Annotated in this window: 20 protein-coding genes; 10 read left to right on the forward strand and 10 right to left on the reverse strand. The window is 68.5% G+C overall.

What is annotated here, in order from left to right:
- Positions 1-91 precede the first annotated feature (91 nt).
- The 8 genes from QE452_RS08360 to QE452_RS08395 all read left to right on the forward strand — a co-directional run bounded on the left by QE452_RS08360 (position 92) and on the right by QE452_RS08395 (position 6368).
- Positions 92-688, forward strand: coding sequence for an aminodeoxychorismate/anthranilate synthase component II (locus QE452_RS08360; RefSeq protein ID WP_309658701.1), 597 nt, complete (start codon positions 92-94; stop codon positions 686-688).
- Positions 685-1680 (forward strand): anthranilate phosphoribosyltransferase, encoded by a 996-nt coding sequence (trpD, locus tag QE452_RS08365; protein WP_309658700.1) that lies wholly within the window; start codon positions 685-687, stop codon positions 1678-1680. Before QE452_RS08360 ends, trpD begins: the two co-directional genes overlap by 4 nt.
- The gene (gene trpC / locus QE452_RS08370; protein WP_309658699.1) at positions 1677-2453 is read left to right on the forward strand and encodes an indole-3-glycerol phosphate synthase TrpC; all 777 of its coding nucleotides are present in this window, start codon (positions 1677-1679) and stop codon (positions 2451-2453) included. Before trpD ends, trpC begins: the two co-directional genes overlap by 4 nt.
- Positions 2450-2920 carry a cyclic pyranopterin monophosphate synthase MoaC gene (gene moaC, locus QE452_RS08375; protein ID WP_309658698.1) on the forward strand — a complete coding sequence of 157 codons (471 nt, stop codon included), beginning with the start codon at positions 2450-2452 and terminating at the stop codon, positions 2918-2920. The genes trpC and moaC overlap by 4 nt, the downstream gene beginning before the upstream one ends.
- Positions 2917-4098: a molybdopterin molybdotransferase MoeA gene (locus tag QE452_RS08380; RefSeq protein ID WP_309658697.1), complete on the forward strand. Its 1182-nt coding sequence runs from the start codon at positions 2917-2919 to the stop codon at positions 4096-4098. Before moaC ends, QE452_RS08380 begins: the two co-directional genes overlap by 4 nt.
- Positions 4099-4152: 54 nt before the next feature.
- Positions 4153-4824 (forward strand): transcriptional repressor LexA, encoded by a 672-nt coding sequence (gene lexA / locus QE452_RS08385; RefSeq protein WP_125995334.1) that lies wholly within the window; start codon positions 4153-4155, stop codon positions 4822-4824.
- 128 nt (positions 4825-4952) lie between these two features.
- Positions 4953-5378, forward strand: a complete 426-nt coding sequence (locus QE452_RS08390; protein WP_309658696.1) for a hypothetical protein — start codon at positions 4953-4955, stop codon at positions 5376-5378.
- Positions 5379-5468: 90 nt separating this feature from the next.
- Positions 5469-6368, forward strand: coding sequence for an SDR family NAD(P)-dependent oxidoreductase (locus tag QE452_RS08395; protein ID WP_309658695.1), 900 nt, complete (start codon positions 5469-5471; stop codon positions 6366-6368).
- A 21-nt stretch (positions 6369-6389) separates the two neighbouring features.
- On the opposite strand, the gene QE452_RS08400 is transcribed toward QE452_RS08395, so the two are convergent.
- Positions 6390-6533, reverse strand: a complete 144-nt coding sequence (locus QE452_RS08400) for a lmo0937 family membrane protein (protein ID WP_309658694.1) — start codon at positions 6531-6533, stop codon at positions 6390-6392.
- 121 nt (positions 6534-6654) lie between these two features.
- On the opposite strand from QE452_RS08400, the gene QE452_RS08405 reads away from it, so the two are divergent.
- Positions 6655-8028 (forward strand): leucyl aminopeptidase family protein, encoded by a 1374-nt coding sequence (locus QE452_RS08405; RefSeq protein WP_309658693.1) that lies wholly within the window; start codon positions 6655-6657, stop codon positions 8026-8028.
- Positions 8029-8041: 13 nt separating this feature from the next.
- On the opposite strand, the gene QE452_RS08410 is transcribed toward QE452_RS08405, so the two are convergent.
- Positions 8042-9121 (reverse strand): fatty acid desaturase, encoded by a 1080-nt coding sequence (locus QE452_RS08410; RefSeq protein WP_309658692.1) that lies wholly within the window; start codon positions 9119-9121, stop codon positions 8042-8044.
- Between the two features lie 124 nt (positions 9122-9245).
- Here QE452_RS08410 and QE452_RS08415 point away from each other — a divergent pair, with 124 nt between their 5' ends.
- A complete protein-coding gene (locus QE452_RS08415; RefSeq protein WP_309658691.1) occupies positions 9246-10394 on the forward strand; it encodes an N-acetyltransferase in 1149 nt (382 codons plus the stop codon).
- Positions 10395-10446: 52 nt separating this feature from the next.
- Here the strand turns inward: QE452_RS08415 and QE452_RS08420 are convergent, their stop codons facing one another.
- From QE452_RS08420 to fabG, 8 genes are all read right to left on the reverse strand, one after another.
- The gene (locus tag QE452_RS08420; RefSeq protein WP_309658690.1) at positions 10447-10752 is read right to left on the reverse strand and encodes a hypothetical protein; all 306 of its coding nucleotides are present in this window, start codon (positions 10750-10752) and stop codon (positions 10447-10449) included.
- Between the two features lie 174 nt (positions 10753-10926).
- The gene (locus QE452_RS08425; RefSeq protein ID WP_309730526.1) at positions 10927-11745 is read right to left on the reverse strand and encodes a transporter; all 819 of its coding nucleotides are present in this window, start codon (positions 11743-11745) and stop codon (positions 10927-10929) included.
- Positions 11727-12497, reverse strand: a complete 771-nt coding sequence (gene xth, locus QE452_RS08430; RefSeq protein ID WP_309658689.1) for an exodeoxyribonuclease III — start codon at positions 12495-12497, stop codon at positions 11727-11729. The genes QE452_RS08425 and xth overlap by 19 nt, the downstream gene beginning before the upstream one ends.
- A 10-nt stretch (positions 12498-12507) precedes the next feature.
- Entirely contained in the window at positions 12508-12846 is a 339-nt protein-coding gene (locus tag QE452_RS08435; RefSeq protein WP_309659084.1) for an iron-sulfur cluster assembly accessory protein, read from the reverse strand.
- A 137-nt stretch (positions 12847-12983) separates the two neighbouring features.
- Complete coding sequence (gene mltG / locus QE452_RS08440; protein ID WP_309658688.1) at positions 12984-13949, reverse strand: endolytic transglycosylase MltG; 966 nt, start codon at positions 13947-13949, stop codon at positions 12984-12986.
- Positions 13950-13986: 37 nt separating this feature from the next.
- Positions 13987-15246 carry a beta-ketoacyl-ACP synthase II gene (gene fabF, locus QE452_RS08445; protein WP_309658687.1) on the reverse strand — a complete coding sequence of 420 codons (1260 nt, stop codon included), beginning with the start codon at positions 15244-15246 and terminating at the stop codon, positions 13987-13989.
- 116 nt (positions 15247-15362) lie between these two features.
- The gene (locus QE452_RS08450; RefSeq protein ID WP_125995309.1) at positions 15363-15599 is read right to left on the reverse strand and encodes an acyl carrier protein; all 237 of its coding nucleotides are present in this window, start codon (positions 15597-15599) and stop codon (positions 15363-15365) included.
- 116 nt (positions 15600-15715) lie between these two features.
- Positions 15716-16453 carry a 3-oxoacyl-[acyl-carrier-protein] reductase gene (fabG, locus tag QE452_RS08455; protein WP_309658686.1) on the reverse strand — a complete coding sequence of 246 codons (738 nt, stop codon included), beginning with the start codon at positions 16451-16453 and terminating at the stop codon, positions 15716-15718.
- Positions 16454-16503: the final 50 nt, after the last annotated feature.

Genomic DNA, 16503 nt, shown 5'->3' on the forward strand with positions numbered 1-16503 from the left:
CGCGACTCCTTGAGGCCGGGATAGAACGATTGCCACCCCACATAGCTCCCGTGGGTTTGCGGGAATGTGTATGGCCGCTATGGCAGCGCTCATGATCCTCGTCGTCGACAATTACGACAGCTTCACCTGGAACCTGGTCCATTATCTCCAAGAGCTGGGGACGGTGGTGGAGGTGGTGCGCAACGACGCCATCTCCGCAGGCCAGGCGCTGTCCTCGGGAGCGGAAGCGTTCCTGATCTCGCCCGGTCCCTGCACCCCCAATGAGGCGGGCGTGTCCCTCGACCTGGTCGAGGCGTGCGCCGCCGAACGGCGGCCGCTGCTCGGCGTGTGCCTGGGCCATCAGGCGATCGGCCAGCATTTCGGCGGCCGGGTGGAGCGCGGCGGGCTGATGCACGGCAAGACGTCGCCGGTGCTGCACGACGGCACCGGGCTGTTCGCCGGCCTCCCCTCGCCCTTCACCGCGACGCGCTATCACTCGCTGATCGTCAACGACATTCCCGAGTCGCTGTCGGTCAATGCCCGCGCCGAGGACGGCGTGGTGATGGGCTTCCGCCACCGCGACCTGCCGATCCACGGCGTGCAGTTCCATCCGGAGAGTATCGCCACCGAACATGGTCATGCGATGCTCGCCAATTTCCTGCGCGACGCCGGCATCGCGGTGGACGAGGACCGGGTGACGGCGGCATGACCAGCACCGCCCTGCTGCCCGACCCCGCCAGCCCGCTGGCACGCGAGAGCGCGGCGCTGGCCTTTGCCGACCTGCTCGACGGTCGCGCCGATGACGAGCAGGTCGCCTGGTTCCTGACCGCGCTCGCCGAACGCGGCGAAACCTCGATCGAGATCGCCGAGGCGGCGCGCGCGCTGCGCCAGCGGCTGATCCCGATCGACGCGCCGCCTGGCGCGATCGACGTGTGCGGCACCGGCGGCGATGGCCATCATACGCTCAACGTCTCGACGGCGGTGGCGTTGGTCGTCGCGGCCTGCGGCGTGCCCGTCGCCAAGCATGGCAACCGGGCGGCCTCGTCCAAGGCGGGCGCGGCGGATACGCTGGAGGCGCTGGGCCTCGACATGGCGGTGGCCGGCGCGACCGCCGAGCACAGCCTGGCCGATCTCGGCATCTGCTTCCTCTTCGCCGCCAATCATCACCCGGCGATGGCGCGGATCACGCCGATCCGCCGCCGGATCGGCCGGCGCACCATCTTCAACCTGATGGGCCCGCTCGCCAATCCGGCGCATGTCAGCCGCCAGCTGATCGGCATCGCCCGGCCCGATTACGCCACCCTCTATGCGGAGGCGCTGGAACAGCTCGGCACCGAGGCGGCGCTGGTCGTCTCGGGTGAGGAAGGGCTGGACGAACTGTCGGGAGCCGGCGCCAGCATCATGGTATCGGTCGGCCGCGCATCCATGCCCGCCCGCGTCACGCCGGAGGATGCCGGCCTGACCCGCCATCCGATCGACTCGATCCGGGGCGGCGACGCGCGCCACAACGCCGCGGCGCTGAACGCCCTGTTGCACGGCGAGGCCGGCCCCTATCGTGACGCGGTGCTGCTCAATGCGGCGGCCGCCCTGGTGCTGGCCGAGCGGGCCGCCACCCTGGCCGATGCCGTGCCGATCGCCACCGAGGCGCTCGACAGCGGCGCGGCGCATCGTCTCCTGACTGCCTGGATCGCCTATTCATGACCATCCTCGACACGATCATGGCGCATAAGCGCGGCGAGATCGCCGCCCGCAAGGCGCGCACCAGCGATGCCGATCTCGCCGCGCGGATCGCCGCCGCCGAACCCCCGCGCGGCTTCCGCGCCGCGCTCGACGCGAAGCCGGGTCATGCGCTGATCGCCGAGGTGAAGAAGGCCAGCCCGTCCAAGGGCCTGATCCGCGCCGATTTCGACGCGCCGGCCCATGCCCGCGCCTATCAGGCGGCCGGTGCCGCCTGCCTGTCGGTGCTGACCGACGAGCATTTCTTCCAGGGCGCCGACGCGTATCTGATCGCGGCGCGGGCGGCGGTGACGCTGCCGGTGATCCGCAAGGACTTCATGGCCGATCCCTGGCAGGCCGCCGAATCGCGGGCGATCGGCGCGGACGCGATCCTGCTGATCGTCGCGGCGCTGGACGATGGCCAGCTCGCCGAGATCGAGGCGGCGGCGATGGAGCTGGGCATGGACTGCCTGGTCGAGGTGCATGACGAGGCCGGACTGGAGCGGGCGCTCCGCCTCCGCTCGCGGCTGATCGGCTGCAACAATCGCGACCTGCGCGACTTCTCGGTCGACGTATCCCGCTCCTACCGGTTAAAGGCCCTGGCCCCGGCCGACTGCACCTTCGTCGCCGAAAGCGGCCTGAACAGCCGCGCCGATCTCGACGCGATGGCGGAACACGGCGTCCACTGCTTCCTGATCGGCGAATCGCTGATGCGGCAGGACGATGTGGAGGCGGCGACGCGCGCGCTGGTGGCATGACCGGCCTCACCCATCTCGACGACCAGGGCGCGGCGCGCATGGTCGATGTCGGCGACAAGCCGGCAACCGCGCGCGAAGCGGTGGCGGAGGGACATATCCGCCTGTCGTCCGAGGCGCTGGCGCTGGTTCGCGACGCCTCGGCCAGGAAGGGCGACGTGCTGGCGGTGGCGCGGGTCGCCGGGATCATGGCAGCGAAGCGGACCGCCGACCTGATCCCCCTCTGCCACCCCCTGCCGCTCAGCCGGGTCGCGATCGATCTGGCGGTGACCGACAGCGGCGTGACGGTCCGCGCGACCTGCAAGACGCAAGGCCAGACCGGCGTGGAGATGGAGGCGCTGACCGCCGCCTCGGTCGCGTTGCTCACCGTCTATGACATGGTCAAGGCGGTCGACAAGGCGATGGTGATCGAGGGCTTGCGCGTCGTCGCCAAATCCGGTGGCAAGTCCGGCGACTGGACGCTGGCATGACGCTGGTCCCCGTCGCCGAAGCGCAGGCGCGGCTGTTCGCGCTGGCCGACCCCGTCTCGACGGAGACGCTGCCGATCCGGCAGGCCGCCGGCCGCTGGGCCGCGGCCGATATCGCCGCGCGCCGGACGCAGCCGGTGGCCGACCTGTCGGCGATGGACGGCTATGCGATCCGCTTCGCCGACCTGCCCGGCCCCTGGCGCGTGACCGGCGAAAGCGCGGCCGGCCGCCCCTTCGCCGGGACGGTCGCGGCGGGCGAGGCGGTGCGCATCTTCACCGGCGCCGCCCTGCCCGATGGCGCCGACACGGTGCTGGTGCAGGAAGAGGCGGCGCGCCAGGGCGAGCGCCTGATGCTGGGTGGCGAAGGTCCGGCGCATCGTGGCCGCAACGTCCGCGCGCGCGGGCTCGACTTCCATGACGGCGACCGGCTGATCGCGGCGGGCGAGCGGCTGACCCCGGCGCGGATCGCGGTGGCGGCGACCGGGGGCCAGGGCCGCCTGCCCGTGCGGCGCGCGGTCCGCGTCGCGCTGGCGGCGACGGGCGACGAGCTGGTGCCGGCGGGCGGGCCGATCAGTGGCGCGCAGCTGCCGGAATCGAACGGGGCGATGCTGGCGGCGATGCTGGCCGACCTGCCGGTCGAGATCGTCGATCTCGGCATCCTGCCCGACCGGCTGGACGTGCTGACCGAGGCGTTCCGATCGGTCGAGGCCGACCTGCTGGTGACGACCGGCGGCGCATCGGTGGGCGACCATGACCTGGTGCGGCCGGCGCTGCTAGCGGCGGGCGGTGAAATCGATTTCTGGCGCATCGCGCTTCGCCCCGGCAAGCCGATGATGGCGGGGCGTCTGAGTCAGGCGCTGGTGCTGGGGCTGCCGGGCAATCCCGTCTCCGCCTTCGTCACCGCGACCCTGTTCGTCCGGCCGCTGATCGCGCATCTCGCCGGAGCGGCCGATCCGCTGCCCGTCACGACCCATGCGTTGCTCGGCGAGGACCTGCCCGCCAATGGCGGCCGCACCGATTATCTGCGGGCGCGGCTGGAGGATGGGCGTGCCTATGCCTCGACGATCCAGGACAGTTCGATGCTGCTGACCCTGGCCCGATCGACCTGCCTGATCCTGCGTCCCGCGCATGCGCCTGCCGCCAGAGCGGGCGAATCGGCGGAAATCCTCGTCATCGCTTGACCGCAAGCAAATTGTTCCGTATCGGTTCCGTGTCTGTTCCGGACGGAGAGAGCCATGCTCACGCGCAAGCAGCACGAACTGATCTGTTTCATTAACGATCGCCTTGCGGAGACGGGTGTTTCTCCGTCCTTCGAGGAGATGAAGGACGCGCTCGACCTCAAGTCAAAATCGGGCGTGCACCGGCTGATTTCCGCGCTGGAAGAGCGCAATTTCATCCGCCGTCTGCCCAACCGGGCCCGCGCGCTGGAAGTGCTGCGGATGCCGGAACGGCCGGAGAAGGTGGAAACTTCCGCCGCTGCGCCGACGCCGGCGGCCAAGGCGACGCCCGCCGCCCCCGCCAATGACGTGGTCGAGATCCCCCTGCACGGCCGGATCGCGGCCGGCGTGCCGATCGAGGCGTTCGAGGGATCGACGATGTTGTCGGTCCCCGCCGCCCTGCTCGGCACCGGCGATCATTATGCGCTGGAAGTGGCCGGTGACTCGATGGTCGAGGCCGGCATCCTCGATGGCGACTACGCGCTGGTCCGCCGGCAGGAGATCGCCCGCGATGGCGAGATCGTCGTCGCGCTGATCGAGGATGTGGAGGCGACGCTGAAATATTTCCGGCGGGAGGGTGCGATGGTGCGGCTCGACCCGGCCAATCGCGCCTATGATCCCCAGCGCTACGCCCCGCAGCAGGTGCGGATCCAGGGCAAGCTGGCGGGCATCCTGCGCCGCTACGACTGAATAAGGGAGCGGGTGGCGGGTATCCGGTCGGAGCCGCCACCCGGTTCGCTTGCGAAACCAAGTCCGTAGCGGGACGTTAGGGGGCGACGCGAACGTTTTTCGCGCTCGCAATCGCAGGAGAAATCCCGATGAAGTTCTTTCTTCTCGCCGCCACGGCGATGATCGCCGCGCCGGTGATGGCGCAGGATATGCAGGCCGCCCCCCAGACCCAGGCCCCGATGCAGGACCCAGCGGCGCAGACCCCGCCAGCTGATCCGGCCGCCCCTGCCGACCCGGCCATGCCCGCCGATCCGGCGATGCAGCAGCAGACCCCGCCCCCGGGCGCGACGCCGCCCGCCACACCGACGGCCGCTCCCGGCGGCATGAGCACCGGTGATCCGGTCGGCGGCTATCAGCCCGCCGGTCCTGCCGCCCCTCCGGGCGCGACCGTGAACGGTGGCGTGGTGCCGTCGGTCGCACCGTCGCAGGCCTTCCCGGCACCGGCCCCGCTTGCCAGCTACCCGATCTGCAAGAAGGGTCAGTATGACAAATGCCGCCAGCGGGGCGGCAAGTAAGATCAGGGCGATCGATTGGGCGCAGCGGTTGCCACCGCTGCTCCCCGGCTTCTAGAAAGGGCGCTCCACGATGCGGGAGCGCCCTTTTCCATGTCCATTCGGTTCGACGATCAGGTTGCCATCGTCACGGGGGCGGGCGGAGGCCTGGGCCGTGCCTATGCGCTCGAACTGGCGCGTCGCGGCGCCAAGGTGGTCGTCAATGACCTGGGCGGCGGGTCGGACGGCACCGGCCAGTCCGATGCGGCCGCCGCCGTGGTGGCGGAGATCGTGGCCGCCGGGGGCGAGGCGATGGCCGATGGCGGCAGCGTCGCCGACGCGGACCAGATGGCGTCGATGGTCGCGCGGGCCTGCGACCGGTGGGGCGGCGTCCATGTCCTCATCAACAATGCCGGTGTCCTGCGCGACAAGAGCTTCGCCAAGATGACGCCCGCCGATTTCGAGTTCGTGGTGCGCGTTCACCTGCTCGGCTCGGCCTTCGTCACCAAGGCGTGCTGGGACATCTTCCGAGCGCAGAATTACGGACGGGTCCTCATGACCTCGTCGTCGAGCGGGCTGTTCGGCAATTTCGGACAGGCCAATTACGGCGCCGCCAAGCTCGGCATCGCCGGCCTGACCCGAACGCTGGCGATCGAAGGGACGAAGAACGATATCCGCGTCAACACACTCGCACCGACCGCCGGCACGCGCATGACCGAGGGCCTGTTCCCGGCTGAACTGTTCGACCTGTTCGCACCGGAGAAGATCGTGCCGGCGGCGCTTTATCTCGTTTCGAAGGAGGCACCGACCAACCAGATCGTCAGTGCCGGTGCGGGCGTGGTGCAGACCGCGCATATCACGCTGACACCCGGTGTCGTTCTGGAAGGCGACGATCTTACGCCCGAGGGTGTCGCCGCCGCCTGGGGCCGGATCGCCGACCGGTCGGCCGAAATCGTTCCCGCCTCGGGCGCGGAACAGGCGATGCTGATCGGTCGCACGCTGATGGGGCGATAAGCCCCACCAGCGTGGCAGCCGCTAGACGCGGCGGCCGGTGAACAGCTGGACCAGGCCTACGATCAGCGCGATGACGAGCAGGATATGGATCAGCCCGCCCGCGATCTGGAGACTGAAGCCGAGCAGCCACAGGATGACAAGAATGACGACGATCGTCCACAACATGGCGCTTAGCTCCTAAAGCGTTGGAAACTCCCAGTATTGCGATAACGTATGTCACTGGGCGAACGTTCCGGGGGTGGAACGTGCGGTTGCGCGATCCCGCCGCATCTGGTTGGTTGCCGGCATGAACCGCTTTGACGACCTGCTGCTGCCCGACCAGGGCCAACCCGCCCATGCGATCGAGGTGATCGCCGCCGAGGATCACGAGACCTGGCTGGGCGACCAGTCCGCCGCCACGCGCGCGCAACTCGCCGCCCAGCGCTTCACCGGCAAGCCCGGCAGCCATGCGATCGTGACCGGGGACGGCCCGAACTGGCGGGTCGTTGCCGTGCCTCCTGCCGAAGCGGGGCCATGGTCGCTCGCCCGTCTGGCGGAAAACCTGCCGGCGGGCACCTATCGCATCACCTGGGGGAACGGCGATCCGCTCGGCTGGCTGCTGGGGCAATATCGCTTCGATCGCTATCGCCCGGCGCAGGGCGAAGGGCCGCGCATCCTGCTGACCCAGGATGTCGATGGACATGCCGAAACGCTGCGGGTGGCCGCCGCCACCGCCTGGGTCCGCGATCTGGTCAATACGCCGGCCGGCGATCTCGGCCCTGCGGACCTTGAGGCGGAGGCGGAGGCGCTCGCCAAGCGTCACGGTGCCGTGCTCACCGTGCGGCGCGGTGACGAGATCGCGCAAGGCTATCCGATGATCCACGCGGTCGGCCGTGCCGCCGCCCACGACCGGGCGCCACGGCTGATCGAACTTCAATGGGGCGATCCCGCCGCACCGCGACTGGCGATCGTCGGCAAGGGTGTCTGCTTCGACACCGGCGGGCTCGACCTCAAGCCATCGGCCGGGATGCGGTTGATGAAAAAGGACATGGGGGGCGCCGCCCATGCCCTGGCGCTGGCCGAGCTGGTGATGGCCGCCGCCCTGCCCGTCCGCCTGCATCTGCTGATTCCCGCGGTCGAGAATGCGGTCTCGGGCGATGCCTTCCGCCCCGGCGACGTGCTGCGCAGCCGGGCCGGCCTGACGGTGGAGAATACCAATACCGATGCCGAGGGGCGGTTGATCCTGGGCGACGCGCTGACCCGCGCCGGCGAGGAGAAGCCCGAACTGATCCTCGATTTCGCGACCCTCACCGGGGCCGCGCGGGTCGCGCTCGGCCCGGACCTGCCGCCGCTGTTCACCGATGACGAGGCGCTGGCGACGGCGCTACTCGACGCCGGCACGGCGCTGGGCGATCCCCTGTGGCGGCTGCCGCTATGGGACGGCTATGACGACATGCTGAAATCGGACGTGGCGGATATGGTGAACGCGCCCGATGGCGGCTTTGCCGGCGCGGTCACCGCCGCCCTGTTCCTGCGTCGCTTCGTGCCGAAGGATACGGCCTGGGCGCATATGGACGTCTTCGCCTGGCGGCCCGCGGCGAAACCCGGCCGGCCCAAGGGCGGCGACGCCTTCGGCCTGCGTGCCTGCTATCAGGTCCTGAAGGCGCGCTACGCGAAGTAGCGCGCCGTTCGGCTCAACGGCGGACCATGGTGCTGCGGCTGATCTTGGCGACCAGACCCGGCAGCCCCTTGTAGCTCGCCTTGTGATAGGGCGAGTCCGCATCGACCATCACGGTCAGTTCGCGATGCGCCGCGCCCAGCGCATGATAGGGCACGCTCGGCAGCAGATGGTGGAGCGCGTGATAGCGCAAGCCGACCGGTGCCCAGAGCGCCGGCAACAGCGAGGGCGGCGGCACGTTGACGCTGTCCAGATACTGCGCGGTCACGCTCATCGGCTCGCCCTCATTCTCCCAGAGATGCGCCACCAGCGTGCGGACTTGGTTGAGCACCGCGACCGCCGAGGCGACCGCCAGGATGATCGCGAAGCTGCGCAGCGACAGCACGCCCGTCGCCGCCAGCGCGATCAGGCCGATCGCCCACAGGCTGGCGAAGGTCTCGACCCGGTTCCACAGCCGCAGCGCGTCACCCTCCGGCATCCGGCGGCGGAACTGCGGATTGATCGCCAGTGCCGAATAGCGCTCCACTACCACCCGACGCAGCGCGGGCGACAGCAGCGACAGCGGCGACAGGATCGCGAACCGCACCAGCAAGGCCACGGGTGCCAGCGCCGAGACGATGACGAACAGCGGCAGTGTCCATGGCTTCATCAATGCCAGCGGCAGATATTCCGGGTCCTCGACCGTGCCGTAGCGCGTCTTGGCATGGTGGAGATTGTGCACGCCCTCATACATGAAGGACGGGATGAGCATCGGCACGCCAACCAGCGCGTTCCAGCCCGCCCGGAAGCCTGGCAGGACGCTATGCTTCATGTGCGACACTTCGTGGATGAAGCTCATCGCGCGATACAGGCCGAGCATGGCCACCACGCCCGCGCCGATCGTCAGAGCCGTCGAGGTCGAGAGGATCGCGACGACCAACGCACCATAGCCCAGCACGGCCGAGGCGATCAGGTCGCCCCAATAGATGCTGGGCTTGGCCTGCGAATGGGTGCGGGTCAGTTCGGCGGCCGCGCGCAGCATCGCCTTGTCGTCGGCGACGCGGATGGTTTTCGCACGACTGGGCGAGCCGGCACGATCGAGCGTGATGCTGTTCATGGCATGATCCATTGCTCTTAGATAATGGCGACAGCGTGGCTTTCCCAGCCGGAGCAGATTACGGAATCCTCACTCGCCATGATCGCCTCCGCCGTTTACTGGCCAGACGGCCGGAGGACCATTGATGACGATCACGATCAGACCCGTTGAGACGAAGCGCGACCGCCAGACCTTCGTGGACTTTCCGTTTCGCCTCTACCGGGATGATCCCAATTGGGTGCCGCCGCTGAAGGGCGAAGCACTGGGCCTGCTCACTCCGGCGAAGAATGGCTGGTACAGCCATGCCAAGGCGCAGCTGTTCCTGGCGGAGGAGAATGGCCGCGTGGTCGGTCGCATCTCCGCGCATATCGACACGCTGGCGCTGACCATGCCGGCCGAGCAGGGTTTCGGCCCCGGCGTCGGCCAATGGGGGCTGATGGATGCCGAGCGGCAGGACGTGTTCCAGGCGCTGCTCGCCAAGGCGGAGGACTGGCTGCGCGCCCAGGGCATGACCCGCGCGCTCGGCCCGATCTCGCAGTCGGTCTGGGAGGAACCGGGCGTGCTGGTCGAGGGGTTCGACCATCCGCCGACGATCATGATGGGCCATGCCCGCCCCGAATATCGCGGCTGGATCGAAGCGGCCGGGTACGGCGTGGTCAAGCAGCTCATGACCTATGAGCTCGACATCACGCAGGAATTTCCCAAGATCGTCCAGCGCATCATCAAGTCGGGCGAGGCCAATCCCCGCATCCGGGTGCGCGAGGTCAACAAGGCGAAGTTCGACGAGGAAGCCGCGATCATCCTGGGCATCCTCAACGACGCATGGTCGGACAATTGGGGCTTCGTCCCCCTCACCCCACCCGAGATCAGGGATGTCGGCGTCAAGCTGAAGCCGATCGTCTTCAACGACCTGATCCGCATCGCCGAACTGGACGGCAAGCCGGTGGCCTTCATGATCACCCTGCCCGACCTGAACGAGGCGATCGCGCCCCTTCATGGCTCGCTGCTGCCGTTTGGCTGGGCCAAGCTGCTGCTGTGGCTGCGCAAGCCCAAGGTGCGGACGATGCGCGTGCCGCTGATGGGCGTGGTCAAGGAGCTGCAATCGTCGCGCATGGCCAGCCAGCTGGCCTTCATGATGATCGAATATATCCGCCGCGCCTCGGTGACGCATTACGCCGCGAGCCGGGGCGAGATCGGCTGGATCCTGGAGGATAATCAGGGGATGCGCTCGATCGCCGAGACGATCCAGAGCCGCGTCAACAAGGTCTACAACGTCTACGGCAAGACGCTCTGACGCGTCGCCGCCGGCGTGGCGGTCGGGACCGGCCGACCGCCACCGACGTTTCTCACAGCACGGGTTCGAGGCCGAGGCGGTTCCAGTCCGCGCGCTTGCGGCAGACGCGGCGGGTCTCGCCCTTCTTGCTGATATCGTCGAGGAAGCAATAATAGGGGCCCTTGGCGCCGGTCATCTGCTCGCTCAGCGGGCGGCGCAGCGCATCGATGACGCGCTGGCGATCATGCGGCGGCGCCCATTTGGATGCGGGGAGGACCGGCGCGGAGGACAGGCGGGCGTTGGCGATGTCCGGCATCGGCGCGGCGGGCGACGGGCTGGCGGCGGCGGCAATGGCGGCGGCGAGGATCAGGCTGAACATGGTATCGTCTCCCTGCCGCCCCTGTGGATCATTCCCCGGCGGCAACTGTGTTAGTGCATTACTCATGCCAAACACTGGAGTGACGGTTTTCCGCCATTTCTGGAAGCGCGCCTGTACAATTCGCCAAGCCGGCGCAGCGGAACGCACCATGTTTCGGCGCATCCCGCCAGACGGTCAGAAAAGCGCGGCCATGCCCATGTAAAGATGCATGTCGGGCGACTGGTGGTTCAGACCGGCCACCGCCTCGCCGTAAAGCGCGCGGGTTGGCGTCAGCTCCCATTGCAGGCCCAGCCCCGCCAAGGCCTGGCTGGACGGATCGACCGGATCGCGGTCGCGAAGCCATTCCGCCTCGATCGTCGCGTTCAATCGCTCGGTCAGTTCGATCGATGCCGCCACCACGCCGCTGGCGCGGAAGTGCCGGCCGTCGCCATCCTCGTTCGGCCGCGCGTCCGCCTCGCCGGTGACGCCGATATTGAGCGCGTCGGTCAAGTCATAGGTGACCGGCAGCACCAGCCCCGCCCCCCAGGTCCCGGCCCCGACCGGCGATCGCCCGACCGGCAGCGTGACGAAGGGCTCCGCGCCGAAGGACAGTCCCTTGCCGTCCGGGTTGCGGACATTCTGCCGCACCGCCAGGCGCATGTCGCCCGACCGCAACTGCCTGGTCACGCTGTCGTCGGTCTTGTCGCGCTCGCGGACATAGCCGACCGGCGACCAGCCCAGTTGCACCTCGGTCGACGGACCGACGCCGAGCCGCGCGACGAAGTCCGCCCCCAGCCAGGTGTCGGTGCGGCTGTCGGGCTGGTCGTCGCGCTCCCAGTCGGCGACGGAGAATTCGACATGGACCCGCCCCGGCTCGGTCGTGCAGGCCGACCCCTCCAGCGACGGGCGGGTCGGGCAGAAGCGCGGCGCATCCTGTCCCCAGGCGGCGGCGGGCAGTGCCAGGAGGCCCAGCCCCAGCCCGGCAAGGTGCCGGTTCAGCGGAGTCGAACCCAGGTGGGGGCGTGATCGCTCGCCTTGTCGCGCCCGCGATAGCTCTTGTCGACGCCGGCATCGACCAGCCGGTCGGCGGCCTGCGGGCTGAGCAGCAGATGATCGATGCGGAACCCGGCATCGCGCTGCCACGATCCGGCCTGATAGTCCCAAAAGGTCCAGACGCCGCCCTTGGGCGCGCGGGTGCGCAGGGAATCGGTCCAGCCCTGCGCCAGCAATCGGCGATAGGCCGCCCGGCTTTCCGGCTGCATCAGCGCGTCGCTGGCCATGGCGGGCACGGAATAGGTGTCGTCGTCATTCGGGATGACATTATAATCACCCGCCAGCACCGCCGGCCGCTCCTCCGCCAGCAGATCGCGCGCGCGCGCCGCCAGCCGTTCCATCCAGCGCAATTTATAGTCGAATTTCGGGCCGGGCTGCGGATTGCCATTGGGCAGGTAGAGCGAGGCGACGATCACGCCGCCGACCTCGCATTCCAGATAGCGGCTCTGCTCGTCCTCCGCCTCACCGGCCAGGCCGCGCTGGCGTTCCACCGGCTGCTGGCCGCGCGCGAGCACCGCGACGCCGTTCCACGCCTTCTGCCCATGCCAGACCGCACCATAGCCGGCCGCCTCGATCTCGGCGGCGGGAAAGCCCTCATCGGCCGACTTCAGCTCCTGAAGGCAGACCACATCCGGCTGATCTTCGGTCAAATATTCGAGCACGCGCGGTAGCCGCGCCTTGATGCCGTTGACGTTGTAGGTGACGATCTTCACGCCATCCGTCTTAGACGGCGAAGCTGGTTCCGCAACCACATCCCGATGCTGCGACCGGATTATCGACCTTAAACGCCGCGCCACCCAGCGATTCGACATAATCGACGGTGCAGCCGCGCACCAGGTCGAGGCTGACCTGATCGACGAGCAGCCGGACGCCATCCGTCTCCGCGACGCTGTCATCCCCCTCGGGCGCATCCGCCAGTCCGAACTTATACTGGAAGCCCGAACAGCCGCCCCCCTCGACCGACAGACGGAGCAAGGCCGGCTTGTTCTGGCGAGCGGCAATGGCCGCCACGCGGGCGGCGGCGGCGGGGGTCAATGCGACCTCGGAAACGAGCGTGGCCATGCGTCGCAGATAGGCGGTGGCGCGGCTCACGGCAAGGACGCGTCGGGTGAAGCGAGGGGGAGGACCGGATGGCGGCTTCCGCACCGATCCCGATCCGGGGAGACGCTGCCACACCAACGCGGGAGCCTCCCCTCTGATTACATCTCGCCGCGCGCCTTGCGGATCGCGTACCACTTGCGGACATTGGCATTATGTTCGGGCAGCGTGTCGGCGAAGACATGGCCGCCCGTCCCGTCCGCGACGAAATAGAGCGCCTGGCTGTCCGCCGGGTCCAGCACCGCATCGATCGAGGCGCGGCCCGGATTGGCGATCGGCCCGACCGGCAGGCCGGCGCTGGCATAGGTGTTATAGCCGTTGCGCGCGTGCAGTTCGGACTGCTTGATCCGGCGGCCGAGCGGACGCCCCCTGGTGATCGGGTAGATGACGGTCGGATCGGCCTGGAGCGGCATGTGCAGCCTCAGCCGGTTGCCATAGACCGCAGCGACGGTGCGACGTTCGGACGGCTTGCCCGTCTCCTTCTCGACGATCGAGGCGAGGATGATCGCCTGTTCGGGGCTGGTCACCGCGCTGGCCTTGGAGCGCTTGGCCCAGGCCCGGGCCAGATAATCGCGCATCGCCGACTGCATCCGCGCCAGCACCGAGGCACGCGTATCGCCGCGCTGATAGGCATAGCCATCGGGCAGCACCGAGCCCTCGGCCGGCACCGGCACGCTGCCGGTCAGCCCGTCCGCCTTCATCAGCGCGTCGTGGACCATGACCGAGGGCAGCCCCTCCGGCACCACGACCAGCCGCTGGTGGACCTTGCCCTCTTCCAGCAGGTCGAGGATCTGCTTGGCGCTGGCATGGGCGGGAATTTCATATTCGCCCGCCTTGACCGACCCGCCGCCGCCGAAGACGCGGGCGAGAAGGCGGAAGCGATGCGCGGAACGGATCGCACCCGCCTGTTCCAGCGCGGTCGCGGCGCGGGCCAGGCTGGCCCCGGCCGGCACGACGACGCTGACCGGCTTGTCCGCCGGTCCCGCCCCCGCCCACATGTTCGCGGCGACGATCGCGCCGATCACCAGTCCGGCGATCAGCAGGACGAGGCACCCCAGTTTCCGCATCACTTCCCCCAGGGCCCCTTGTCCGCCGCCCGACCGTTCAGAGCGCGCGCATCACCAGCGACGCATTGGTGCCGCCGAAGCCGAACGAATTGTTCAGCACCGCCTTCACCGACCGCTTCTTGGCGACATGCGGCACCAGGTCGACGCCCGCGCAGCCCTCGCTCGGATTGTCGAGGTTGAGCGTCGGCGGCACGATCTGGTCGCGCATCGCCAGGATGCAGAAGATCGACTCGACCGCGCCCGCACCCCCCAGAAGATGCCCGATCGCCGACTTGGTCGACGACATGGACAGCGTGCCGATCGCATCGCCGAACAGCCGCCGCACCGCGCCCAGCTCCAGCTCGTCGCCGAGCGGGGTCGAGGTGCCGTGCGCATTGATGTAATCGATGTCCGACAGCGCCAGGCCGCTCTTGCGCATCGCCATTTCCATCGACCGGAATGCGCCCGAGCCTTCGGGATGCGGTGCGGTGACGTGATAGGCGTCGCCCGACAGACCATAGCCGATCACCTCGGCATAGATTTTGGCGCCGCGCGCCTTGGCCCGCTCATATTCCTCGAGCACGACGACGCCCGCGCCCTCGCCCATCACGAAACCGTCGCGATCGACGTCATAGGGGCGGCTCGCCTTTTCCGGCGTGTCGTTGAAGCCCATCGACAGCGCCCGCGCCTGGGCGAAGCCGGCGATGCCGAGCGGGCAGATCGCGCTTTCCGCGCCACCGGCCAGCATGACGTCGGCATCGTCCATAGCGATCATCCGCGCGGCGTCGCCGATCGAATGCGCGCCGGTCGAACAGGCGGTGACAACCGCATGGTTCGGCCCCATCAGCCCGTATTTGATCGAAACCTGGCCCGAGATCAGGTTGATGAGCCGGCCATGCACGAAATGCGGCGAGACCCGGGTCGGCCCCTTGTTCTCGCAGATCAGCGATTCGCTGGCGATGCCCGGCAGGCCGCCGATGCCCGAGCCGATCGAACAGCCGGCGCGGAACCGCTCCGCCTCGGTCATTTCCAGCAGGCCGGCATCCTCCAGCGCCTGTCCGGCGGCGTCGATGCCATAGACGATGAACGGATCGACCTGGCGCTGCACCTTGTGGTCGACGCGCTTGTTCGGATCGAAGCCGTAGGGATGGTCGGCCGGCTTCACCTCGCAGGCGATGCGGCATTTCTGGTTCGATGCATCGAAGATCGTAATCGGGCCCGCGCCCGACTTGCCCGCGATGATATTGGCCCAGGTCGTTTCGACATCGCCGCCCAGCGGCGTCACAAGGCCCAATCCGGTTACGACGACACGCCGCATCCCACTCTCCACACTGCTGATCCCGATGTTTCCGGCACCTAGTGACGAAAACGGCTCCCCGCTCCTTAGCCCGGTGCGGGGAGCCGCTCAATTCCGGCCGGAAAAGGCGTGTCCGATTAGGACTTGTGCTCGTCGATATAGGTGATCGCGTCCTGCACGGTCGTGATCTTCTCGGCGGCATCGTCCGGAATCTCGACGCCGAACTCCTCCTCGAACGCCATGACGAGCTCGACGATGTCGAGGCTGTCGGCGCCGAGATCGTCGATGAAGCTCGCCTGCTCGGTCACCTTGTCGGCTTCGACGCCGAGATGCTCGACGACGATCTTCTTCACGCGGTCGGCGGTCTCGCTCATGGTATTCCCTCTTCACTTACGGGGTTATCAATTCCTGAACGCACGTAGAACGCAGGGGGAGCCGTGGCAAGGCCCCGTCCACCGTGCATTCCACTCGGTTCACGCCATGGCGCGGATCACACCATCGCCATGCCGCCATTCACATGGATGGTCTGGCCGGTGACATATCCGGCCTCGCGGCTGGCGAGATAGACGACGGCGGCGGCGATGTCCTCGCCCGTGCCAAGGTTGCCGGCGGGAATGCGCTGGGTCAGCGCCGCCTTCTGCGCCTCGGGCAGGATATCCGTCATCGCCGAGCGGATGAAGCCGGGGGCGACGCAATTGACGGTGATGTTGCGGCTGGCCAGTTCCTGCGCCATCGCCTTGGACATGCCGACCAGCCCGGCCTTGGACGCGGCGTAATTGGCCTGACCCGGATTGCCGGTCTGCCCGACGACCGAGGTGATCGAGACGACGCGGCCGAAGCGCGCCTTCATCATCGGCTTGGCGGCGGCGCGGATCAGGCGGAACGCGGCCTCCAGATTGACGCGGATCACCTGGTCCCACTCCTCGTCCTTCATCCGCATCGCGAGATTGTCGCGGGTGACGCCGGCATTGTTGACCAGGATGTCGAGCTTGCCGAGCGCGGCCACCGCCTGCGGCACCAGCGCGTCGACCGCGGCTCCATCCGACAGGTCGCAGGGCAAGGCGACATGATCGCTGCCGAGCGAGGCGCGGAACGCCTCCAGCTTGTCGGCATTCGACCCCGACACGGCGAGCCGCGCGCCCTGCGCCGCCAGCCCCCGCGCGATCGCGGAACCGATCCCCCCCGAAGCGCCGGTCACCAGCGCGGTCATGCCTGTCAGGTCGAACATGGAATTACTCCCTTATAAGGTTCACGCAGAGGCGCGGAGACGTGGAAGAA

This window comes from Sphingomonas sp. SORGH_AS_0438 (assembly GCF_031453475.1).
Lineage (GTDB): Bacteria > Pseudomonadota > Alphaproteobacteria > Sphingomonadales > Sphingomonadaceae > Sphingomonas.